18 protein-coding genes are annotated in these 22,488 nt (G+C 67.0%); 11 read left to right on the plus strand and 7 right to left on the minus strand.

Annotation, left to right across the window (positions count from 1 at the left end):
• Window positions 1-6: 6 nt before the first annotated feature.
• The 7 genes from AC3WL2_RS06960 to tagH are packed head-to-tail and all read right to left on the minus strand — an operon-like array spanning window position 7 to window position 9,463.
• Window positions 7-726 (minus strand): PP2C family protein-serine/threonine phosphatase, encoded by a 720-nt coding sequence (locus AC3WL2_RS06960; protein ID WP_102681837.1) that lies wholly within the window; start codon window positions 724-726, stop codon window positions 7-9.
• The gene (tagF, locus tag AC3WL2_RS06965; RefSeq protein WP_102719664.1) at window positions 723-1,379 is read right to left on the minus strand and encodes a type VI secretion system-associated protein TagF; all 657 of its coding nucleotides are present in this window, start codon (window positions 1,377-1,379) and stop codon (window positions 723-725) included. Before tagF ends, AC3WL2_RS06960 begins: the two co-directional genes overlap by 4 nt.
• Entirely contained in the window at window positions 1,376-4,882 is a 3,507-nt protein-coding gene (tssM, locus tag AC3WL2_RS06970) for a type VI secretion system membrane subunit TssM (RefSeq protein WP_102683420.1), read from the minus strand. The genes tagF and tssM overlap by 4 nt, the downstream gene beginning before the upstream one ends.
• Window positions 4,879-6,195 carry a DotU family type VI secretion system protein gene (locus tag AC3WL2_RS06975; RefSeq protein ID WP_038707182.1) on the minus strand — a complete coding sequence of 439 codons (1,317 nt, stop codon included), beginning with the start codon at window positions 6,193-6,195 and terminating at the stop codon, window positions 4,879-4,881. Before AC3WL2_RS06975 ends, tssM begins: the two co-directional genes overlap by 4 nt.
• A gap of 6 nt (window positions 6,196-6,201) precedes the next feature.
• Window positions 6,202-7,536, minus strand: a complete 1,335-nt coding sequence (gene tssK, locus AC3WL2_RS06980) for a type VI secretion system baseplate subunit TssK (RefSeq protein ID WP_102683421.1) — start codon at window positions 7,534-7,536, stop codon at window positions 6,202-6,204.
• Window positions 7,537-7,551: 15 nt separating this feature from the next.
• The gene (tssJ, locus tag AC3WL2_RS06985; RefSeq protein WP_102683422.1) at window positions 7,552-8,046 is read right to left on the minus strand and encodes a type VI secretion system lipoprotein TssJ; all 495 of its coding nucleotides are present in this window, start codon (window positions 8,044-8,046) and stop codon (window positions 7,552-7,554) included.
• Between the two features lie 49 nt (window positions 8,047-8,095).
• The gene (tagH, locus tag AC3WL2_RS06990; protein ID WP_102683423.1) at window positions 8,096-9,463 is read right to left on the minus strand and encodes a type VI secretion system-associated FHA domain protein TagH; all 1,368 of its coding nucleotides are present in this window, start codon (window positions 9,461-9,463) and stop codon (window positions 8,096-8,098) included.
• Between the two features lie 396 nt (window positions 9,464-9,859).
• Here tagH and tssA point away from each other — a divergent pair, with 396 nt between their 5' ends.
• The 11 genes from tssA to AC3WL2_RS07045 all read left to right on the plus strand — a co-directional run bounded on the left by tssA (window position 9,860) and on the right by AC3WL2_RS07045 (window position 22,483).
• On the plus strand, window positions 9,860-10,897 hold the full coding sequence (gene tssA / locus AC3WL2_RS06995; protein ID WP_102683424.1) for a type VI secretion system protein TssA: 1,038 nt from the start codon (window positions 9,860-9,862) through the stop codon (window positions 10,895-10,897).
• A gap of 72 nt (window positions 10,898-10,969) precedes the next feature.
• Complete coding sequence (gene tssB, locus AC3WL2_RS07000; RefSeq protein WP_023632506.1) at window positions 10,970-11,485, plus strand: type VI secretion system contractile sheath small subunit; 516 nt, start codon at window positions 10,970-10,972, stop codon at window positions 11,483-11,485.
• Window positions 11,486-11,496: 11 nt separating this feature from the next.
• A complete protein-coding gene (tssC, locus tag AC3WL2_RS07005) occupies window positions 11,497-12,990 on the plus strand; it encodes a type VI secretion system contractile sheath large subunit (protein ID WP_102683425.1) in 1,494 nt (497 codons plus the stop codon).
• Window positions 12,991-13,079: 89 nt separating this feature from the next.
• Window positions 13,080-13,568 carry an Hcp family type VI secretion system effector gene (locus AC3WL2_RS07010; protein WP_023632508.1) on the plus strand — a complete coding sequence of 163 codons (489 nt, stop codon included), beginning with the start codon at window positions 13,080-13,082 and terminating at the stop codon, window positions 13,566-13,568.
• A gap of 75 nt (window positions 13,569-13,643) precedes the next feature.
• Window positions 13,644-14,078 carry a type VI secretion system amidase effector protein Tae4 gene (locus AC3WL2_RS07015; protein ID WP_102683426.1) on the plus strand — a complete coding sequence of 145 codons (435 nt, stop codon included), beginning with the start codon at window positions 13,644-13,646 and terminating at the stop codon, window positions 14,076-14,078.
• Window positions 14,075-14,485, plus strand: a complete 411-nt coding sequence (locus AC3WL2_RS07020; protein ID WP_102683427.1) for a hypothetical protein — start codon at window positions 14,075-14,077, stop codon at window positions 14,483-14,485. Before AC3WL2_RS07015 ends, AC3WL2_RS07020 begins: the two co-directional genes overlap by 4 nt.
• Window positions 14,479-14,994, plus strand: coding sequence for a type VI secretion system baseplate subunit TssE (gene tssE / locus AC3WL2_RS07025; protein ID WP_038707176.1), 516 nt, complete (start codon window positions 14,479-14,481; stop codon window positions 14,992-14,994). The genes AC3WL2_RS07020 and tssE overlap by 7 nt, the downstream gene beginning before the upstream one ends.
• A complete protein-coding gene (tssF, locus tag AC3WL2_RS07030) occupies window positions 14,991-16,853 on the plus strand; it encodes a type VI secretion system baseplate subunit TssF (protein WP_102683428.1) in 1,863 nt (620 codons plus the stop codon). Before tssE ends, tssF begins: the two co-directional genes overlap by 4 nt.
• Window positions 16,817-17,866, plus strand: coding sequence for a type VI secretion system baseplate subunit TssG (gene tssG / locus AC3WL2_RS07035; protein WP_038707645.1), 1,050 nt, complete (start codon window positions 16,817-16,819; stop codon window positions 17,864-17,866). Before tssF ends, tssG begins: the two co-directional genes overlap by 37 nt.
• The gene (gene tssH / locus AC3WL2_RS07040) at window positions 17,859-20,534 is read left to right on the plus strand and encodes a type VI secretion system ATPase TssH (RefSeq protein WP_102683429.1); all 2,676 of its coding nucleotides are present in this window, start codon (window positions 17,859-17,861) and stop codon (window positions 20,532-20,534) included. The genes tssG and tssH overlap by 8 nt, the downstream gene beginning before the upstream one ends.
• An 11-nt stretch (window positions 20,535-20,545) precedes the next feature.
• Window positions 20,546-22,483 carry a type VI secretion system Vgr family protein gene (locus AC3WL2_RS07045; protein WP_102683430.1) on the plus strand — a complete coding sequence of 646 codons (1,938 nt, stop codon included), beginning with the start codon at window positions 20,546-20,548 and terminating at the stop codon, window positions 22,481-22,483.
• Window positions 22,484-22,488 lie beyond the last annotated feature (5 nt).

Here is a 22,488-nt window from a genome sequence, read left to right on the forward strand (position 1 = left end):
GTGTCTTCAGCTGGCCTTCACGACGACGGCGGTGATGTTGTCGGGGGCGCCACGGGTCAGCCCCAGGTGTACGAGACTGCGCACTACCTCATAAGGGTCGGCGTGGCCGAGCACCTCGGCGATCTCGTGGTCCTCGGCGGTTTTGTTCAGGCCGTCGCTGCACAGCAGGTAGGTGTCGCCGGGCTGCACCTGCAAGGCAACGGCCTGCAGCTCGAGGTGGTCCTCGACGCCGATGGCGCGGGTGACGATATTGCCGCGAGGGTGCACACGGGCTTCGGCTTCGTTGAGCAGGCCGCTGTCCTGCAGCTCCTGGACATAGCTGTGGTCGTGGCTCAGGCGCTCGATGCGGCCGTCGCGCAGGCGGTACAGGCGGCTGTCGCCGGCCCACAGGCCAATCGCCTGGTCGCCACGCGCCGCCAGCACCACCACCGTGCTGCCCATCATCGCCACGCCACGGCGCACGGTTTCCTCGCGCACGATGCCGTTGACCCAGGCCAGGCCGTCGCGCACCTCGCCGCTGAAGTCGTCGAGCGAGTCGAGCATCGGCAAGCTGCGCAGGCTGTCCATGGCCAGGCTGCTGACATAATCGCCCGCCGCATGGCCGCCCATGCCGTCGGCCACCGCCCACAGGCCTGCCCAGGTCAACTCCAGGCAGGCGTCCTCGTTGATCTTGCGCACCATGCCGACATGGCTGTAGCTGGCCGCTGTGTACTGCATGCCGGTCATCCGATCCGCGCCTCGCTACCCAATAGAAAACCGGCGAAATCCTCGCTGCGCGGCAAGCCCGCGCAGCGCATCAACCCCGGGGCGATCCGTTCGGAACCCTTGCCCCACCAAAGGCTCATGCCTTCGCAGGCGCATTCGGCCAAGGCCAGTGCGCGCCCCTGCGGCGTGGTCGCATCCAACCGCTGCAACCCGCCCACCGTCACACGCGGTTCTTGCACAAGCGGCCTCGCGAAGCGAAACGGCTGCAAAGCGGCCTCGAACGCCTCGAAGACGGCACCCGGCTCAAGCGTCGCCAGCAAGGTTTCCTCGACCGCCTCGAACCATTCCTCGGCCCCGGCCACCACAGGCGCCAGCGGCTCCCCCGGCTCCAGCACCTGGGCCACGGTCAGCGGGAAGTACCGCCCCACCCGGTCGATGCTCGGCATCAGCACCCCGACCACCCCCTCGGGCCCGCAAAGCCCCGGCGCCAGGGCGAAACGCCACAAGGGGCTCACCAGATAGGCCTCGAGCCAGCGCTCGCCCAGGGCCTGCTGGCTCGCCTGGATCCCCGCCGCCAGCCACTGGTCCCAGGGCTGGATGAAACCGTGCGGCAGGCCGCGGCTGACAAAGTCGCCGCGCCAGGCCAGCTTTCCGTAGAAACCCACGTCGTTCACAGATGCTCCGGCAGGCTGAAACCGCTGAGCACTCGGCTGCGGAACGGGTTGAAGGCGCTGCTGGCACGCAGCTCGTAGGACACGCTGGCGCCGTCGACGCGCAGGCGCAGGTTGAAGCGCTCCGGCGAGCCGCCGGCCACCAGGTCGGACTGGTCAAGCAGGCGGAACCAGGCCCACGGCCCTTCCACGGTCAGCCCCGAACGGCCGGAGGCCGACGGTGGCGAGATCGACAGGCGCACCACGCCGATGCTGTTGGGGTTCGGCCACTGCAACGCCACCGGCCGGCTCGGGCCGTGGTCGTAGCTCACCTGCTGGCCGTCGAGGTCGAGCAGGAACTGGGTGATGGTCGCGTCCATCGCCACCGGCTTGAGCTCGAAGCGCACCCCCGGCTGCACGCCGTTGCTGTTGCGGAAGAACGCGTCGCGGATGCTCGCCGCGCGCTGGAAGGTGTACAGCACGTTGCTGTTGATCCCCAGCTTCTGCGCCGCGCCGGGCTGCCAGCTCCAGGGCGTGCTCGACGTGTTGACGTAGGGTTGCAGGTACTTGCGGAAGTAGTTGTCCATGACCCCGCCGACGCCGAAGAACAGGCCGAAGTCTTCCAGGGTCGCATCCCGCGAACTGCCGGCCACCAACGGGTAGCGGCCGCTGAGGGACTGACGGTAGACATTGACCACTTCGCTGGTCCAGGCGGCGTTGAGCTGGTTGCGCACCCCACCCATGACCAGGTTGTGGGTCGAGCCAAGCACCGAGCTCACCAGGTTCTGCACCACCTTCGGCTGACGCGCGGCCCCCAGGGCAACACGCTGCGCCGCGGCCTGGGCCTGGTTCTTGGCCTCGCCCAGCAGCGCGTCGCCGCTGGCGCCGACCATGGCGCTGACCTGCACGTACAGGGCGTTGAGGTCGGTAAGCAGGCCATCGATGGCCGCAGGCTGGCCTTCGCCGGTTTCCACCAGGCCGGCCAGCTCGGCGAAGTGCGCGGTGACCGGGTCCACCTCACGGGCGGCCGGGTTGTCGCTGGGCAGCGGCGCATCGCCGAGCAGGCCGCCCAAGCGTTGGCGCAGTTGATCGACACCGGCCTGCTCGGCTTTGGCCTGGACCTTGTCGAGGGTGGTCGGCTGAGCCAGGTTGGTCTCCTTGGCGACCGCCTGCAGCAGCTTCTTCATCGGCGATGTCGGCCCGGACAGCACCCGCAGCACATCGGCGGCCTGGCCGACACTGGTGATCGGCACGAAGTCCAGGTCGGCCAGCAAGGCATCCCAATGGCGGATGTAGTCCTGGTAGTACAGCTGCAGCACATCGTCGGCCAGGCGCTTGGCATCGGCCGACTCGCTGGCCTCGCGGCCCAGCACCCAGCGCTCCTCGGCCAGGGTCTCGCTGTGGGCCAGGCTGGCGGCGAGGAAGGCCTTGCGGTAACCCTCGACGGTGAAGATACCCGGCAGCGGCTCGCTCAATGGCTTGCCGTCCTTGAAGCGGAACACCAGCGCGGCGTCACGCCCGGCGGCATCGCTGACCCGGAAGTCGCTGACCCCGGCGGGCAGCTTCTGGCGCTTGACCCGGTCGTAGACCCGTTGGGCCACCGGCAGTTGCTGCAGCTGGCGACGGGTGTCGTCGATCAGGCGCTGGTCCAGGCGGGCGTTCGGCGGACGCTTGTCGAACAGCGCCGCCAGGTGCTGCTCCAGGGCCTGGCGCAGGTCCGGCGCCAGGTCGCGCGGCAGGCTGCGCTCCCAGTCCAGGGTGACCCAGGCCTTGATGAACTCGGCATCGTAGTGTTCGCCGTCGGCCAGCATCAGGTAGGCCTTGAGCCCCTCGTAGAGGTAGTCGGACGGACCACCGCCGTACAGCTGCTCCTCGATGCGGGTGACCAGGCGCGGGGCGAAGATGGCGATCAGCAGCTTGCGGTAGACGCTGTCCGACTCGCCTTCGAGCATGTCGCCCTGGTACAATCCCAGGCCCTCGGCCCAGCCGGGCGGATCTTCGGCCAGGCGGCGCACGCCATTGAGCAGCGGCAGCACTTCGACCACGTTGCGCTGCGCCGGGCTCAGCTCCTGCACGCTCTTGCCCAGTGGTTTGAGGCGGCTGTCGACCTCGGCAATGTATTGCTGGTTGGCGCGGTAGCTCAGGGTCCACAGGGTACCGACCACCAGCACCAGGGCCACGCTCAGGGCCAGGGCGCCACGGGCGATCCACTTGCGCCGCTGCTCGACCTTCGGGTTGCTGCCGACCAGGCCGCGCTCGGCGAAGGCCACGGCGCTGAACAGCTTCTCGATGAAGTAGCTGCGCCCGGTGCCGTTCTGTCGCGCCAGGTGGGCACGGTCCAGGCCCATGCTCTGGGCCATGCTGCCGATCAGGCGGTCGATGGGGCTGCCTTCCTGGGTACCGCTGGTGAAGTACACACCGCGCAGCAGGGCGCGCTCTTCGAAGGCGTTGGGTTTGAAGATGCCGTCGAGGAAGGTTTTCAGGTTGCCGCGCAAGGCGGCGAACTGCTGGACGAAGCCGTAGACCAGGTCGCGCCGCGCCGGATCGCGCTCCTGCTGCAGGCGCTCGACCAGGCGTTGGTTCAGGCGCTGCTCCAGCAAGGCGAATTCATTGCCGAACTGCGCCAGCGGTCCGTCGCCCTGCTGGCCATCGTCGAGCGGGAAGGTCATGCCCCACACCTGGGCGCGCTCCTCCTTGCTCAGGGTGTCGAAGAACTCCATGAACCCCGGCACCAGGTCTAGCTTGGTCAGCATCAGGTAGATCGGGAAGCGCACGCCCAGCTGGCTGTACAGTTCCTGGATGCGGGTACGGATCGCCGCCGCATGGGCGGCGCGCTCGGCGTCGCTGCCCAGCAGCAGGTCGGACAGGCTGATGGCGATGAACGCGCCGTCGATGGGGCGGCGTGAGCGTTGGCTCTTGAGCAGGTCGAGGAAGCCCAGCCAGGCCGCCTTGTCCACCTGGGCATGGCTGTCCTGGGTGGTGTAGCGGCCGGCGGTGTCCAGCAGCACGGCCTGGTCGGTGAACCACCAGTCGCAGTTGCGCGTCCCGCCAACACCACGGATGGCGCCTTCGCCCAGCTGCGCCGCCAGCGGGAAGTGCAGGCCGGAATTGACCAACGCAGTGGTCTTGCCCGATCCGGGCGGGCCGATGATCACGTACCACGGCAGTTCATACAGGTTGCGTCGCTCGTCGCCGCCCAGGCGTGCCTTCTTCAGCAGCACCAGGGCTTCGTCCATGCGCTGGCGCAGGGTCGCCAGTTCTTCGGCGGTGGCCACGCTGGCGGGGTCCGGCGCGGTCTCCGCAGCCAGGCTCTGCATGACCTTGGCCGCCTGACGGCGGGCCTGGACGATGCGCCACACGCGGTAGGCGATCCACACCGTGAACAACAGGCCGATCAGCACCAGGCGCGGAGCGGCAGGCACCAGCATGTCCAGCAACGGGCCGAGGAACCAGATGATCAGGCTCAGGGCCAGCAGGCCCAGCAGCGGAATCACCCAGCGAATGACAAAACTGAAAAACGCCTTCACTCGACGCCCTCCGCCAGAACGGTGATTTCAACCCGGCGATTCTTCGCCCGGCCTTGCGCGCTGTCGTTCGACGCCAGCGGTTCGGTGTCGCTCAGGCCCTGCGCGGTAAAGCGCTCGGGCTGGCCGGTGCGGGCGGCGAGGAGGTTCTTCACCTCTTCGGCGCGGGCCTGGGACAACGCCCAGTTGGACGGGAAGCGCAGCGTGGCGATGCGCTGGTTGTCGCTGTGGCCGGTGACTTTCACGTTGCCTTTCACTTTCGCCACGGCTTCGGCGATGCGCAGCATCAACGGCTCGAAGTCGCCCTTGATGCTGGCGCTGGCCGAGGCGAACAGTTCGTCGCCACGGATGGTCACCACCGAACGGTCCACCGCGTCCTGCACGGCGACCCGCCCGGCCTTGATGTCTTCGGCAAGGAAACCGGCCAGGCGCGGACGCTCCACGGGCTTGGGCTGCACCACCGGACGATCCATGGCCTGCACCGGGATCTCGCCCAGGGCATGAATGCCGCGGAACACCGGCTCGGCGTCGGCCGCCAGCTTCAGGCGCAGGCCGAACAGCACCAGCAGCAGCAACGCCAGGGCCACCGCCAGGCCGACCCAGGGCGGCACGAACTGCGCCAGGCGATCGCGGGCCACGGTGACACCGCGCCAGTGCGGCGACAGCTCGCGCTCGAACTCGCCACGGGCGCTGCGGATAGTCGCGGCAGTGCGCTCGCGCAGGGCCTCGAGCTGGGCGCGGCCACCGTTCATCACCCGGTAGCGGCCTTCGAAGCCGAGGCTGGTGCACAGGTACAGCAACTCCAGCAGATGCAGGCGTTCACGCGGGCTCTGCAGGCAATGTTCCATCAGCTGGAACACCTTCTCGCCGCCCCAGGCCTCGTTGTGCACGGTGATCAGCAGGCTCTGCTTGCCCCAGTCGCTGGCGCTGCCCCAGGGCGTGCTCAGCACCGCCTCGTCGAGCGCGGTGCACAAGGCATAGCGCGCCAGCAGCACCTCGTTGCGCGGCACCCCGGCGGCCTCGGCGCGCTCCTCGAACTGGCGCAGGTAGGCCAGCAGTTGCGCACGCAGACTGGCCGGGGCCGGATGGGCGATGGTGTTGCGCAGGCGCGTGAGCAGCGCCAGCAATGGACCGGCCGCTTGCTCCAGCGGGTTCAGGCCCGCCGCCTGCCCAGGCGCCAGCGGTTCGGCCGGCACGTTCAGGGGTGGCGGCGGCGCAGCTTGCGCAGGCCCCGGCGCGGCCGGTTGCGGGCCACGGCCACCGGGGCGCGGCATGAACTGGGTGCGGTCGTTGGCGAGCGGATCGTCCGATTGCATCGCGGCTTATCCTCGAATGGCCCAGAAGGCCAGGTTCAGGCCGGGGAACTCGCCGGCGACGTAGAAGGCAAAACCACCGGAATGCTGCAGCTGCTTCCAGTGTTCGCTGCCCCGGTCGAGCTCGAAGTAGGTGGAACCGGCATGGAACGGAATCTGCCGTGGCGCCACCGGCAGCGGCAGCAGGCCGATGCCCGGCAGTTGCAGGTTGACCAGGTCGCGGATGTGCTCCACCGCGCCGATCTTGCTCTGTTGGCCAAAGCGGCTGCGCAGGGTTTCGCTGGGCACGTCGGCGCGCACCACCAGGATGAAGCTGGCGCTGTCGAGCAGGCTGCGGTCGGCGAGCATGCCGACGTGGATGCCGTAGGCCTTCTCGACCAGTGGGATGGCCACGGCCTTGCTGTCGATCAGCATCGACAGCGCCTCGCGCAGCGCGGCCATTACCGGGGCAAAGGTCGCCGCCAGGTCGTCGTGCTGGTACACCGGGTAGCTGTCCGGACGGCGGCCATCGCGGGTGAAGGTGGCGAACTCGCCGGCCAAAGCCACCAGCTCGCTGTACAGCCGCTCGGGGTGCAGCGGCGTCAGCTGGTTGAGGTGCTCGACCAGTGGCTGGGCGCGGTTGACCAATTGCAGCAGCATGAAGTCGGCGATCTCCGAGGCGCCGCCATTGGCCGAGGCGACCACGCGCCCGGCCAGGGCTTCGCCGCGCTGGTGCAGCAAGCCCAGCAGCTCGCCACGAAAGCCTGAGAGCGGGTTGCTGGCGGCCACGTCAAGCAGTGGCGGGATGTAGCTGTCATCCAGCACCAGTGCGCGGTCGGCACGTTTCTCGCGGATACGCACCACGCCCAGCGCGGCATAGTCGCTCAAGCCATCCTCGGCGCGCAGCAGGCGCAGTGCACGGCTGCCCAGGGCAAGCGGCGCGCGGTTCTCGAACGGGGCGTTGTCGTCGCGCACTTCGCTGACACGGCTGACGTAGCGCGCGCCGTCAGGCACCTCGCCATCGTCGACGGTATCGCGGGCGCCGGCACGCTTGAGCGGCAGGCCGAGGTGGATCACACCGTTGCGCAGGTCGTCGGGAATCTCCAGCGGCGCGGGCGGCAGGTCGTCACGGGGAATATCGAACGGCGTGCCATCCGGCAGCAGGCCACGGGCGCTGAGGATCGCCAGCTTGCCTTGGGCCAGCAGGCCCTGATCGATCAGCAGTTCGGAAAACCCCCAGGCGGCGGCGCTGAGCGGCCGACTGCGGGCATCGACGAAGTTTTCCAGGTAGCGGTCGTGCTGCTGGAAGTGCTGGGTGGTGATGAACATCCCTTCCGACCAGACCACGCGATTGTTCCAGGACATGCTTTCTCCGATTGCCTAGCGGGCAGGCTCAGGTTGTGGGGCGGCCACGGCGCTGCGCACGGCGCGCACATCGAGGCTGATCTGATAGTCACGGGGCGGTACCGGCAGCACGCTGCGCCACTGGGCGCGATCGACCTCGCGGTAACCAACCACCAGGCCGATCTGGCGCGTGGCCGGGTCGAGCGGGCGCTCCAGGCGCAGCTGCTCGCCGGGCTGGAGCAGGACTTCGTCCTGGTCGATCAGGTCGGCGGCCAAGGTGGCCTGGGCGCGTTCGGCCAAGGCGAAATAGTCGGCGCGGGCGAAGGCGGCGCTGTTCTTCAGCTCGTAGATGCGCACCCGTACCGGCGCGGGCATGCCGCCGGCACCGGGGTTGAGCCCGGCGGCGGCGCTGAAGTACAGGGTGACCCCCGTGGCGGGCGCCGCCTCGGGGGCTGGCTCGCTCGGCGTGTCCTTGCTGCAGGCACTGAGCAGCACCATGGCCAGGGCTGCGATCAGTCTTGTTGCACTCATCCTCGTCCTCATGACGTCTTGTGTTCTTCCTGTGTCCCGGGCATTGGCCTCAGGAACGTTGAATGCGTTGGCTGTGGGCCTCGTAGGCGCGGCTGAACTCGCGGCCGAACAGGTCCTGGAAGTCGTCTTCGGCTTCCCGGGAAATCTGGCTGTAGAGCTCGGTGAACTGCTGCCAGCAATGGGCCTGGCGTGAACCGCCGAACAGCTTGGCCAGCCCGGCCGCTGGCGCCAGGCGTTCCTCCAGGCGGGCGGGTTCGAAGCGTTTGAGCAGGTGCTTGAGCGCCGCCTCGATACCCGCCATCACCGCCAGTTGGTGGGCGCGCAGGTCGTCGAAGCTGTCGCGTACCGCCTGGTCGGGGGCCATGAACGCCTGGTTGCCCTCGCGCAGCAGCAACAACAGCGCTTCGTCGGCATTGGGGGCGAACTTCAGCGGGTTGTTCTGTACCGGGGCGATGGTGGTCTGCTGCATGCGGAACTCGCCTTTGAGGCTGCTGCGCGCGCGCAACACATCGATCAGGCCCTCGACCATGAGCCGGTAGCTGCGGCCAATGGCCTCCATCTGCGCGGCGGCATCGACGGCGTCGATGCGCAGGTGCTCGATGCCTGCGCCACGCAGGAAAGCCTGGAGCAGCGCATCGCTGTCAGCAGGCGCGGCAACCGTCACGACGGGTTGCGGCTGAACAACAGGCTCGCTCGGGGTCAGTGGCTCCGGCAGCGGCGGTGGCGGTGCTGGCGCCAGTACAGGGGCGGGCTGGATAACAGGTGCCGGGGTTTCATCGAACAGATTCCAGTCATCCGGGATCACGCCCGGCGCGCCGGGCATGGCTACCGGTAAAGGCGCGGGCGGCGGCGCCACCGGAGTGGGCGGTCGAAAATCATGCTGCTGCGCGGGGACATGATCCGGCTGGCTGACAGGCGGCACGCTGGAAGGGCCGAGAAAATCGAACAGATCCGGCAAGGTGTCGTGGCTCGACGCCCCCTGCAGGAAGGCGGCGGGTGCACCGGCGATGGGCGCGCTCGGAGTGGCCACCTGGTTGGCCATCAAGGCCTCGAAACTATGGGCCTCGGACTGCCCGGCAATCGGGATCGACAAGCCGGAATCAATACGTGCCTGGATCTCGTAATCGCCAATTCGAATAACTTCGCCGTCCATCAACGGCTCACTGTTACCGCGACGCAGGCGAATGCCGGCATGCACCAATTCCACGCCATTGGTGCTGTTATCGGTCAAATAGTAGCGACCATCCTTGAACTGGATCACACAATGTTTCGAAGAAACAAGGCGTTCCGGATCGGGAAGTACCCAATCATTATCCGCGGCCCGACCGACGCTGATGGCACCGTTTTCCAGCAACTTCTCCGGGCACTGCCCCGGGGTGATCTTGTGATAACTGGTAATGGTCAGGCAAAGTGCCATCATGCCTCCTTGCATATATATGAAACACTCATCCATCCATTTGAGTGGATAAACGAGCCCGACCTGGCATTTCGACCAAGCCCTTTGAAATCAAGGGCTGGATGCCAAAACACGCTTCCCGGAAGGCCGTATTAAACCCTATCGGCAAGGCACTTTGATGGCACCTGACCAATGGACGCCAAGGGTTGCCAACTGGTTCACAGTCGCCTTGCGCGGCGCGTAGCTTACCTTGACAGCAATTTGGAAATAAACCATAAATGCGCAACTTAAGAGTGCCAAAGTGATATCACCGTGATATCAACTTCGCATTCTTTGACAAGTTTGTGCGCCAATTCACATTTGCAACTTGGCGCATACGAAGCCCTCGCCAAGGGCCGATATGGAGATCGATTTCTGGTGAACTCACCGCAGCTGCTCGCCGCTGTTTCCGCAGACTTCCCGTGCGGCGATGACCTCGAATACGACGCCGATTTCCTGCAACTGGAACGCGATGCCCAGGGCCGCCCCGAGCGCGTGATGGGCGATGCCGTGCAAGCAGCCGAACCGCCGCAGTGGCGCGCCATCGAACAGTCCTGCACCGACCTGCTGCAACGCAGCAAGGACCTGCGCATCACCCACTTTTTGGTCCAGGCCAACCTGGCCCTGCACGGCCTGCCGGGACTGGCCGCCAGCCTCGAGCTGATCCGCGACTTGCTCGGCGAATACTGGCTGCACCTGCACCCGCAGCTGGATGCCGCCGACGACAACGACCCTACCGTTCGCATCAACGCCCTGGCCGGCCTTACCTGCGACACCAACATCGGCCTGCTGCGCGACGCCGTGCTGGTGCGCTCCCGGGCGTTTGGCCCGGTGACCCTGCGCGCCGCCCTGCATGCAGCCGGTGTGCAGCACTTCGCCAGCGAGCAGCTGAGCGCAGAGGAACTGGCCGCCGCCCTGCGCGATGCCGACCCCGAGCAGCTCGAACAGTGCCGCCAGGCGCTGCAACTGGCCCGCGACGCCCTTGACGTCATCGAGAGCCGGGTCAATGACCAGGTCGGCTCGTCCAGCGGCGTCGATCTGTCCGCGTTGCGCCAGCCGCTGCGCCAGGTCCAGCAGGTGCTGGCCGACTACAGCCCGGAAGGCGCAGCGCCGCCTTCGAGCAGCAGCGAAGACCAACCCGCCAGCAGCAGCCATGACGACCGGCAACCCGTTGCCAGCGCCGCCGCGCCACGCCCGACGGCGCGGCCCGGCGAAGTGAACAGCCGCGACGACGTGCTGCAGAGCCTCGAACGCCTGCTGCAGTACTACGCCCGCCACGAGCCATCGAGCCCGTTGCCGGTGCTGCTGCGCCGGGCGAAGAACCTGGTCAACGCCGATTTCGCGACCATCGTCCGCGACCTGATCCCCGAGGGTCTGTCGCAATTCGAGAACCTGCGCGGCCCCGAAGGCGACTGACGCCTCGACACCGCATCAACACCGACGCCTGCAACAAGCAACGCCGCCTTACCGGCGACCAGGAGGAACAACGTGGCGAAAGACAGCTCCCAGAAGTTCATCGCGCGCAACCGTGCGCCGCGGGTGCAGATCGAATATGACGTCGAGCTGTACGGCGCCGAGAAGAAGGTCCAGCTGCCCTTTGTCATGGGCGTGCTCTCGGACCTCGCCGGCAAGCCCGCCGAGCCACTGCCGGCGGTGGCCGACCGCAAGTTCCTGGAGATCGACGTCGACAATTTCGACTCGCGCCTCAAGGCCATGAAGCCCCGCGTGGCGTTCAACGTGCCCAACGAGCTGACCGGTGAAGGCAACCTGAGCCTGGACATCACCTTCGAGAGCATGGACGACTTCAGCCCCGCCGCCGTGGCACGCAAGGTCGACGCGCTGAACCAGCTGCTCGAGGCCCGCACCCAGCTGGCCAACCTGCTGACCTACATGGACGGCAAGACCGGTGCCGAGGACATCATCCTCAAGGCCATCAAGGACCCGGCCCTGCTGCAGGCCCTGGCCAGCGCGCCGAAACCCGCCGACACCGAGCCGAAGGCCTGAGGAGACCGACCATGAACGATCCGTTGCGCGACAGCCAGGCCCCGCAGGCGGCCACCCAGGACCCGAGCGAGTTCGCCAGCCTCCTGCTGCAGGAATTCAAGCCCAAGACCGAGCGGGCCAAGGAAGCCGTCGAGAGCGCCGTGCGCACCCTCGCCGAGCAGGCCCTGGCGCAGACCAGCCTGGTGTCCAACGATGCCATCGGCTCGATCGAGCAGATCATCGCCGCCATCGACGCCAAGCTCACCGCCCAGGTCAACCAGATCATCCACCACGATGACTTCCAGAAACTGGAAAGCGCCTGGCGTGGCCTGCACTACCTGGTCAACAACACCGAGAGCGACGAGCAGCTGAAGATCCGCGTGCTCAACATCTCGAAGAACGACCTGCACAAGACCCTGAAGAAGTTCAAGGGCACCGCCTGGGACCAGAGCCCGGTGTTCAAGAAGCTCTACGAAGAGGAATACGGCCAGTTCGGCGGCGAGCCGTACGGCTGCCTGGTGGGCGACTACTACTTCGACCAGTCGCCGCCGGACGTCGAGCTGCTCGGCGAGGTGTCGAAGGTTTGCGCCTCTATGCACGCGCCGTTCATCTCCGCCGCCTCGCCGACGGTGATGGGCATGGGCTCGTGGCAGGAGCTGAGCAACCCCCGTGACCTGACCAAGATCTTCACCACTCCGGAATACGCCGGCTGGCGCTCGCTGCGCGAATCGGAAGACTCGCGCTACATCGGCCTGACCATGCCGCGCTTCCTGGCGCGCCTGCCCTACGGCGCCAAGACCGATCCGGTGGAGGCCTTCGCCTTCGAGGAAGACACCGACGGCGCCGACAGCAGCAAGTACACCTGGGCCAACGCCGCCTACGCCATGGCGGTGAACATCAACCGCTCGTTCAAGCACTACGGCTGGTGCTCGCGCATCCGCGGCGTGGAATCGGGTGGCGAAGTCGAAGGCCTGCCAGCGCACACCTTCCCCACCGACGAAGGTGGCGTGGACATGAAGTGCCCGACCGAGATCGCCATTTCCGACCGCCGCGAAGCGGAGCTGGCCAAGAACGGCTTCATGCCGCTGCTGCACAAGAAGAACACCGACTTCGCCGCCTTCATCGGCGCCCAGTCGCTGCAGAAACCGGCCGAGTACGACGACCCGGACGCCACCGCCAACGCCAACCTGGCCGCGCGCCTGCCGTACCTGTTCGCCACCTGCCGCTTCGCCCATTACCTGAAGTGCATCGTTCGCGACAAGATCGGCTCGTTCAAGGAAAAGGACGAGATGCAGCGCTGGCTGCAGGACTGGATCCTCAACTACGTCGACGGCGACCCGGCGCACTCCACCGAGACCACCAAGGCCCAGCACCCGCTGGCGGCCGCCGAAGTGGTGGTCGAGGAAGTCGAAGGCAACCCGGGTTACTACAACTCGCGCTTCTACCTGCGCCCGCACTACCAGCTCGAAGGGCTGACCGTGTCGCTGCGCCTGGTGTCGAAGCTGCCTTCGGCCAAAGGGGCCTGATCATCGCGGGCCAGCCCGCTCCCACGCTGGGGGCGGGCTGCCCGCGATTAGCCACTCAACGCTAACCGACGCGAAATCCCGAGGACATCATGGCTGTAGATATTTTCATCAAGATCGGCGACATCAAGGGCGAGTCCCACGACAAGGCCCACAAGGACGAAATCGACGTGCTGAACTGGAGCTGGGGCATGTCCCAGTCCGGCAACATGCACCTGGGCAGCGGTGGCGGCTCGGGCAAGGTCAACATCCAGGACCTGTCCATCACCAAGTACATCGACAAGTCCAGCCCCAACCTGATGGCCCACTGCTCCAGCGGCAAGCACATCGACAAGGTCAAGCTGACGGTGCGCAAGGCCGGCGGTGAAAGCCAGGTCGAGTACCTGATCATCAACCTCGAAGAGGTGATCATCAGCTCGCTGAGCACCGGCGGTTCGGGCAGCGACGACCGCCTGACCGAGAACGTGACCCTGAACTTCGCCAAGGTCACCGTCGACTACCAGCCACAGAAAGCCGACGGCACCAAGGAAGGCGGCCCGATCAAGTACGGCTGGAACATCCGCTCGAACGTCAAGATCTGATAGACCGCGCCCGTGCCGCGCCACCGTGCGGCGCGGGTGCACCTCCCCACGCGTCACCCGCTCACGGTGAACATCATGGCCAAGCCTTCTTTCATCAACCTGTGGAATGCCTACCCCAGCGTGTCATCGCCCTGCGACGGTGGGTGGGACAACCAGTGCGCCATCCGCATGAGCATCGCGCTCAACGGCGAGATGAGCCTCAAGGTCAACAAATCGACCTATACCGAACCCAAGTGCGCCCACGACCATGCCCGTGGCGCCGAATCCCTGGCCAACTGGCTGGAGACACGATTGTTCTACCCGCTGAAGATTGCCGGTACCGCCAAGGCCCGCGACGCGCTCAAGGGCAAGACCGGGATCATCTTCTACAAGGACTGCTTCGCCCGCAACGGGCAAAGCCAGGAGAACCGCACGGGCGACCATATCGACCTGTGGAACCGCGGCCTGACCAAAGGTTTCTCCGACCACAACTACCAGTCGAAGCAAGTCTGGTTCTGGGAGCTCACATGACCCGCGCTGTCCTGGCCGGTGCCCTGCTGCTGGCCCTGAGCGCTTGCGCCGACGCCGAACTGCTGAACGAGGCGAACCTGGGCGGGCAGGCCGTGAAGCTGAGCGAGAATGCCGGCCAGTGTGTGCTTGATCGCGGCGAACAGCGCCTGGCGCTGGACATGCAATGGCCCTGCGGCCTGAGCCCGGACCGCGCCGGCAAGGCCCGGGTCGAGCAGTTCAATGGCACGCCGGTGGTGCTGGTGACCCATGTGCAGCCGCACCCGACGCTCAAGGGTGAATGCCTGAAGACCTCGCGCGCCGTGCGCCTGACCCAGGCCGGCCTGGAAGCCTCCACGCCCGCGCCGAGCGCCTCCTGCGACACCGGCTTCGAAGACCAGAAAATGTTCACAGGGATGTTCCAGTGGTAGCCGAAATCGCCACCCGCGACCGCCTGCAGCCTTCGCTGCTGGATCGCCTGACCGACGATGACCCGGGCAACCCACAGGAAGCCCCCGACAAGCGCGTGCTCAGCCTGCAGCAGCTCAAGGCCTCGGTACTGCGCGACCTGGCCTGGCTGCTCAACACCACGTCGCTGCTCGACACCGGCGCCACGCTGAACTCCCCGGCCGGCGCCTCGGTGATCAACTATGGGCTGCCGGCATTGGCCGGCAACAGCGCGTCGAACATCGACCTCAACGCGCTCGAACGCATCATCCACCAGGCCATCGCCACCTACGAGCCGCGCATCCTCGCCCATACCCTGAAGGTACGGGCCCAGGCCGCGCCCGGCGAGATGAACGCCAACGCCCTGAGCTTCGAGATCGAAGGCGACCTGTGGGCCCAGCCGGCGGCCCTGCCGCTGCTGCTGCAGACCGACGTCGACCTAGAATCCGGGCACGTGCGCGTGGCCCCCGCCGACCGCCGGAGGCGCGCATGAACCCGCGCCTGCTCGAGCTGTACAACCAGGAACTGCAGCACATCCGCGAGGGTGCCGCGGAGTTCGCCAAGGAATACCCGAAGATCGCCGGGCGCCTGACGCTGTCCGGGATCGAGTGCGCCGACCCTTACGTCGAGCGCTTGCTTGAAGGCTTCGCGTACCTCACCGCGCGGGTGCAGCTCAAGCTCGACGCCGAATACCCGACCTTCACCCACAACCTGCTGGAGATCGCCTACCCGCACTACCTGGCGCCGACCCCGTCGATGACCGTGGTGCAACTGCAGACCGATCCCGACGAAGGCTCGCTGGCCGCCGGGTTCCAGCTACCCCGCGACAGCGTCCTGCGCGCCAATCTCGGGCGCAATTCGCAGACGCCCTGCGAATTTCGCAGCACCCAGGACGTCACCCTGTGGCCGTTGCAAGTGGCCCGGGCCGAGTATTTCGGCAACCCCGGCGCCGTGCTCGGGCGCCTGGCCGCCAGCGAACCGAAAGCCCGCGCCGGGCTGCGCCTGACCCTGCGCAGCGGCGCCGAGATTCCGTTCTCCAGCCTGCCGCTGACGCACTTGCCGCTGTACCTCAACGGTGCCGACGAAACCCCGTTCCGCCTGTACGAACAACTGCTCGGCAGCGCCTGCGCGGTGTTCGCGCGCCAGCCGGGCGCCGACTGGGTCGAACGCATCCCGGTCGAGGACGCCTTGCTGCCCTGTGGCTTCGATGACCGCGAAGCGGCGTTGCCGGTGGTGCCGCAGGCCTTCCAGGGCTACCGCCTGCTGCAGGAGTACTTCGCCCTGCCCCAGCGCTACCTGTTCGTCGACTTCGCCGGGCTCGAGCGCGCGGTCAAGCGCTGCGACGGCCAGGAGCTGGAGCTGCTGGTGCTGTTCGAGCGCATCGATACCGCGCTGGAAAGCAGCGTGGGCCCTGCCCAGTTCGTGCCGTTCTGCACCCCGGCGATCAACCTGTTTCCGCGCCGGGTGGATCGCATCCACCTGACCGACAGGGTCCACGAGCACCATGTGATCGCCGACCGTACCCGGCCCACTGATTTCGAGATCCACTCGTTGCAGCGGGTCACCGGCCACGGTACCGGGCCGGACCAGGAATTCCTGCCGTTCTACGCGGTACGCGACCCGTCGCGCTATGGCCGTGACCAGGCGTATTACCTGGTGCGCCGCGAACCGCGCGTGCTCTCCAGCGAGCAGCGGCGCAACGGTACGCGCTCCAGCTACATGGGCAGCGAGACCTTCGTCAGCCTGGTCGATGGCAACCAGGCGCCGTACCGTCATGACCTGCGCCAACTGGGCATCAGCGCGCTGTGCAGCAACCGCGACCTGCCGCTGTTCATGAATGTCGGCGACGGGCGCAGCGACTTCAGCCTGGCCGACAGCGCCCCGGTATCCGCCGTGCGCTGCCTGGCCGGCCCCAGCCGACCGAAGGCCAGCCATGCCCACGATAACAGGGCCTGGCGCCTGATCAGCCAACTGTCGCTGAACTACCTTTCGCTGGCCGAACAGGGCCAGGGCGCCGCCGCCCTGCGCGAACTGCTGCGCCTGTACGGTGACCAGCAGGACAGCGCCCTGCAGCTGCAGATCGACGGCCTGCGCGAAGTCAGCTGCAAACCCTGCACGCGGCGCCTGCCGATGCCCGGGCCGATCGTCTTCGGCCGTGGTCTGGAGATAACCCTGACGTTCGACGAGAACGCCTTCCGCGGCACGGGCGTGTTCCTGCTGGGCGCGGTGTTCGAGCGCTTCCTGACCCGTTACGTGTCGATCAACAGCTTCACCGAAACCGTGCTGCGCACCAGCGAACGAGGCGAGATCATGCGCTGGAAAGCCAAGCCCGGGCGCAGGCCGAACCTGTGAACACGCTACAGGCCATGCAGGCTGAGCCCTGGGAGTACGACTTCTTCCAGGCGCTGCGCCGTCTCGAGGCGGAGAACCCCGAGCTGCCCCGCTTCGGCCACTCGCTGCGCCTGGCTGACGAACCGGTGCGCCTGGGCCAGCGCCTGGACTGCGGCTTCGCCCCGGCGACCCTGGCCTCGGTCACGGCCAACGACGACCAGCCAGCGCGCCTGGAGCAGTTTTTCTTCGGCCTCGGCGGCCCCAACGGCCCCCTGCCGCTGCACCTGACCGAGTACATGCGCGAGCGCCAGCGCAACCACGCCGACCCAACCAGCAAGCGCTTTCTCGATGTCTTCCACCACCGCTTGCTGAGCCTGTTCTATCGCGCCTGGGCCGAGGCCCGTCCAACCGTCAGCCATGACCGCCCGGGCGACGATTACTGGGCCGCGCGCCTGGCCGCCCTCAGCGGCCGCGGTCAACCGGAGCTGCAAGGCCAGGGGCCGCTGGCCGATACCGCCAAGCTGCACTGGTCCGGTCACCTGGCCGCGCAGACCCGCTACCCGGATGGCCTGTGCAGCATCCTGGCCAGCTACTTCGGCGTGCCGGTGAAGCTGGAGGAATACGTCGGCCAGTGGCTGGAGCTGCCTGAACGCAGCCAGCTCGGCGTGCGCGCCAACCGCCTGGGCGTCGACCTGTGCCTGGGCCGCTACGTCTGGGACCGCCAGCACAAGTTCCGCCTGTGCCTGGGCCCGCTCACCCTTGACCAGTACCACGCCCTGCTCCCCGGCGGTCAGGCGTTCGTCGAGCTGGCTGCGTGGGTCGCCGAGTACCTGGGCCAGGAGCTGGACTGGGACCTCAACCTCATCCTCGCGCAGGGCCAGGTGCCCGCGCTGCAACTCAATGCCGGCCAACGCCTGGGGTTCGACACCTGGCTCGGCCGGCCGTCGCACGATGCCAACGACCTGAAGCTCGCCCGGTACTACGCCGAGCGGCCGGTCAACGCCCCGCCAACAAGGAGTCAGGACCATGGGTGAAATCAGCCGCGCCGCGCTGTTCGGCAAACTCAACAGCGTCGCCTACAAGGCCATCGAGGCCGCCACGGTGTTCTGCAAGCTGCGGGGCAACCCCTATGTCGAGCTGGCGCACTGGCTGCACCAGTTGCTTCAACTGCAGGACAGCGACCTGCATCGCATCATCCGTCAGTTCAACATCGAGCCGGCGCGCCTGGCCCGCGACCTGACGGACGCCCTGGACCGCCTGCCGCGGGGCTCGACGTCGATCACCGACCTGTCCTCCCAGGTCGAGGAAGCCGTTGAGCGCGGCTGGGTGTACGGCAGCCTGATGTTCGGTGAAAGCCAAGTGCGCACCGGCTACCTGCTGGTTGGCATCCTCAAGACCCCGAGCCTGCGCAACGCCCTGCTGGGGCTGTCCAGCGAGTTCGCCAAGCTGAAGGTCGAGGCCCTGAGCGAACGCTTCGACGAGTACGTCGGCGATTCGCCGGAAAACAACCTGGCCGCCAGCGATGGTTTCAGCGCCGCCGCCCCCGGCGAGGCCAGCGGTGCCGTGGCGCCGGCGGCGATGGGCAAGCAGGAGGCGCTCAAGCGCTTCACCGTCGATCTCACCGAGCAGGCGCGCAGCGGCAAGCTCGACCCCATCGTCGGCCGTGACGAGGAAATCCGCCAGCTGGTGGACATCCTCATGCGCCGCCGCCAGAACAACCCGATCCTTACCGGCGAGGCCGGCGTCGGCAAGACAGCCGTGGTCGAAGGCTTCGCCCTGCGCATCGTCGCCGGCGACGTGCCGCCGGCCCTGAAAGACGTCGAGCTGCGCAGCCTGGACGTCGGCCTGCTGCAGGCCGGCGCCAGCATGAAGGGCGAGTTCGAGCAGCGCCTGCGCCAGGTCATCGAAGACGTGCAGGCCTCGCCCAAGCCGATCATCCTGTTCATCGACGAAGCCCACACCCTGGTCGGCGCCGGTGGCGCGGCCGGCACGGGCGATGCCGCCAACCTGCTCAAACCGGCCCTTGCCCGTGGCAGCCTGCGCACCGTGGCGGCGACTACCTGGGCCGAGTACAAGAAGCATATCGAGAAGGACCCGGCGCTGACCCGGCGCTTCCAAGTGGTCCAAGTCGACGAGCCGAGCGAGGCCAAGGCGCTGCTGATGATGCGCGGCGTGGCCTCGACCATGGAGAAGCACCACCAGGTGCAGATCCTCGACGAAGCGCTGGAAGCCGCCGTGAAGCTGTCGCACCGCTACATTCCGGCGCGCCAGTTGCCCGACAAGTCGGTGAGCCTGCTCGACACCGCCTGCGCCCGCGTGGCCATCAGCCTGCACGCGGTGCCGGCCGAGGTGGACGACAGCCGTCGGCGCATCGAGGCGCTGGAAGTCGAGCTGCAGATCATCGCCCGCGAGGCCGCCATCGGTGTGAACACCGGGCAACGTCAGCCCCAGGCCGACAGCCTGCTGGCCGAAGAGCGCGAGCGCCTGGCCGCCCTGGAAAGCCGTTGGGCCGAGGAGAAAGCCCTGGTCGACGAGCTGCTGGCCACCCGCGCGCAACTGCGTGAACAGGTCGGTGTGGTCGATCAGGAAGTGGACGTACAGGGCAGCCATGAGCTGCGCGAAAAACTCATCGACCTGCAGCAGCGCCTGAGCCAGCTGCAAGGCGAGAGCCCGCTGATCCTGCCAACCGTGGATTACCAGGCGGTGGCCTCGGTGGTCGCCGACTGGACCGGTATCCCGGTGGGGCGCATGGCGCGCAACGAGATCGAGACCGTGCTCAACCTCGACTCGCATTTGGCCAAGCGCATCATCGGCCAGGATCACGCGCTGAAGATGATCGCCAAGCGCATCCAGACCTCCCGCGCAGGCCTCGACAACCCGAACAAGCCGATCGGTGTGTTCATGCTCGCCGGCACCTCCGGCGTGGGCAAGACCGAGACCGCCCTGGCCCTGGCCGAGGCCATGTATGGCGGTGAACAGAACCTGATCACCATCAACATGAGCGAATTCCAGGAAGCCCATACCGTCTCGACCCTCAAGGGCGCGCCACCCGGCTACGTCGGCTACGGCGAAGGCGGCGTGCTGACCGAAGCGGTGCGCCGCCGCCCGTACAGCGTGGTGCTGCTGGACGAGGTGGAAAAAGCCCACCCCGACGTGCATGAAATCTTCTTCCAGGTGTTCGACAAGGGCGTGATGGAAGACGGCGAAGGCCGCCAGATCGACTTCCGCAATACCCTGATCCTGCTCACCACCAACGCCGGCACCGAGCTGATCGCCAACACCTGCAAGGACCCGCAGGCCCTGCCCGACCCCGAGGCCGTGGCCACTTCGCTGCGCAAGCCGCTGCTGGAGATCTTCCCGCCGGCGCTGCTCGGTCGCCTGGTGACCATCCCCTACTACCCGCTCAGCGACACCATGCTCAAGGCCATCACCCGCCTGCAGCTGGAGCGCATTCGCAAGCGTGTGGAAGGCACCCACAAGGTCGGCTTCGCCTACGACGACGAGGTGGTCGAGCTGATCGTCTCGCGCTGCACCGAAACCGAAAGCGGTGGCCGCATGATCGACGCCATCCTCACCAACGGCCTGCTGCCGGATATGAGCCGCGAGTTCCTCACCCGCCTGCTCGAGGGCAAGCCGCTGGCCAGCGTCAGCATCAGCCGTCGCGACAGCGACTTGCACTATGACTTCGGCGCCGCCGACTGACAGGACCGACCATGCTGTTCAAGCAGTTCACGCGCCTGGCGCAAATCAACAGCCCCCTGGGGCCGGACAAGCTGATCCTTGCCGAGATGGGCGGCAGCGAGGAGCTTGGCCGCCTGTTCGACTACGAGCTGCAGCTGACCAGCGACGATCCGGCCATCGACCTCAACCAGCTGCTGGGCAAGCCCATGAGCCTGAGCGTGCAGCAGAGCCTCGGCACATCGCGGCACTTCCACGGCATCGTCGCCCGTTGCAGCCAGTCGGTGGATCAGGGCCAGTTCGCCAGCTACCGCGTCACCCTGCGCCCTTGGCTGTGGTTGCTGACGCGCACCAGCGACTGCCGGATCTTCCAGCACCTGAGCGCGCCGCAGATCATCAAGCAAGTGTTCCGCGACCTGGGTTTCTCGGATTTCGAGGACCTGCTCAGCCGCAACTACCGCGAGCGCGAGTACTGCGTGCAGTACCGCGAGACCAGCTTCGACTTCGTCAGCCGGCTGATGGAGGAGGAAGGCATCTACTACTTCTTCCGCCACGAGCAGGAACGCCACGTGCTGGTGCTCGCCGACGCCTATGGCGCGCACCAGAAAGCCCCCGGCTACGAGACCGTGCCCTACTACCCGCCGGACGGCCAGCACCGCGAGCGCGACCACATCAACGACTGGCACCTGGCTCAGGAAGTCCAGCCCGGCTCTCTGGAGCTAAACGACTACGACTTCCAGCGCCCCAGCGCGCGCATCGACGTGCGCTCGGCCATGCCCCGGCCGCACCAGGCCGGCGACTACCCGCTGTACGACTACCCCGGCGCCTACGAGCAGACCCAGGACGGCGAGCACTATGCCCGCACCCGCCTGGAGTCGCTGCAAAGCCTGCACGAGCGTGTCGAGCTGCGCGGCAACGCCCGGGGCCTGGGCAGCGGCCATCTGTTCAGCCTGAGCAACTTCAGCCGCCAGGACCAGAACCGCGAGTACCTGATCGTCGCCGCCCGCTACTACGTGCATCAGGAACGCCTGGAAAGCGGTGGCGGCAGCGGCGCGGCGCAGTTCGAGAGCAACCTGAGCTGCATCGACGCGCAGCAGAGCTATCGCCCGGTGAGCAGTTCGCTGCGCCCGATCGTCAAGGGGCCGCAGACCGCCGTGGTGGTCGGCCCGGCTGGCGAGGAGATCTGGACCGACCAGTTCGGCCGGGTCAAGGTGCACTTCCACTGGGACCGCCACGACCAGTCCAACGAGAACAGCTCGTGCTGGATCCGCGTATCCCAGGCCACGGCCGGCAAGAACTGGGGCTCGATCCAGGTCCCGCGCATCGGCCAGGAAGTCATCGTCAGCTTCCTCGAAGGCGACCCCGATCGGCCGATCATCACCGGGCGGGTGTACAACGCCGAACAGACCGTGCCCTACGACCTGCCCGGCGGCGCCACCCAGAGCGGCATGAAGAGCCGTTCGAGCAAGGGCGGCAGCCCGGCCAACTTCAACGAAATCCGCATGGAGGACAAGAAGGGCGCCGAGCAACTGTACATGCATGCCGAACGCAACATGGACACCGTGGTCGAGCAGAGCGAGACGCTGTCGGTGGGCATCAACCGCACCCAGACCGTCGGCATGCTCGAGACCATCACCATCGGCCAGGACCGCATCCGCGCCGTGCGCCGCGACGACATGCTGCTGGTCGGCGCGAGCAAGACCGACAGTGTCAGCACCAGCTACCTGATCGAAGTCGGTGAGAACCTGCGCCTGGTCTGCGGCAAGAGCGTGATCGAGCTCAACGCCAGCGGGCAGATCAACATCAGCTGCGAGCAGTTCAGCTTCCACGCCAACGCCGACGCCGAGATCAACACCGGCGGCACCCTTGACCTGAACGTGGGCAGCGGCGCGCAGACCGACCCGAACAACCAGGGCGTGAAAACGGCCATCGACGGCGCGGTGAAGGCCCTCTTTCCCGGCGCCGGCAAGTAACGAGA

This window comes from Pseudomonas sp. FW305-96 (assembly GCF_058783825.1).

Bases quoted from the DNA above. Each gene is read 5' to 3' on its own strand.
- AC3WL2_RS06975 (WP_038707182.1), bottom strand. From the start codon at position 6,195: ATGCAATCGGACGATCCGCTCGCCAACGACCGCACCCAGTTCATGCCG.
- AC3WL2_RS07010 (WP_023632508.1), top strand. From the start codon at position 13,080: ATGGCTGTAGATATTTTCATCAAGATCGGCGACATCAAGGGCGAGTCC.
- tssK (WP_102683421.1), bottom strand. From the start codon at position 7,536: ATGTCCTGGAACAATCGCGTGGTCTGGTCGGAAGGGATGTTCATCACC.
- tagH (WP_102683423.1), bottom strand. From the start codon at position 9,463: ATGGCACTTTGCCTGACCATTACCAGTTATCACAAGATCACCCCGGGG.
- tssC (WP_102683425.1), top strand. From the start codon at position 11,497: ATGAACGATCCGTTGCGCGACAGCCAGGCCCCGCAGGCGGCCACCCAG.
- tssH (WP_102683429.1), top strand. From the start codon at position 17,859: ATGGGTGAAATCAGCCGCGCCGCGCTGTTCGGCAAACTCAACAGCGTC.
- AC3WL2_RS07045 (WP_102683430.1), top strand. From the start codon at position 20,546: ATGCTGTTCAAGCAGTTCACGCGCCTGGCGCAAATCAACAGCCCCCTG.
- AC3WL2_RS06960 (WP_102681837.1), bottom strand. From the start codon at position 726: ATGACCGGCATGCAGTACACAGCGGCCAGCTACAGCCATGTCGGCATG.
- tssJ (WP_102683422.1), bottom strand. From the start codon at position 8,046: ATGAGTGCAACAAGACTGATCGCAGCCCTGGCCATGGTGCTGCTCAGT.
- AC3WL2_RS07015 (WP_102683426.1), top strand. From the start codon at position 13,644: ATGGCCAAGCCTTCTTTCATCAACCTGTGGAATGCCTACCCCAGCGTG.
- AC3WL2_RS07020 (WP_102683427.1), top strand. From the start codon at position 14,075: ATGACCCGCGCTGTCCTGGCCGGTGCCCTGCTGCTGGCCCTGAGCGCT.
- tssF (WP_102683428.1), top strand. From the start codon at position 14,991: ATGAACCCGCGCCTGCTCGAGCTGTACAACCAGGAACTGCAGCACATC.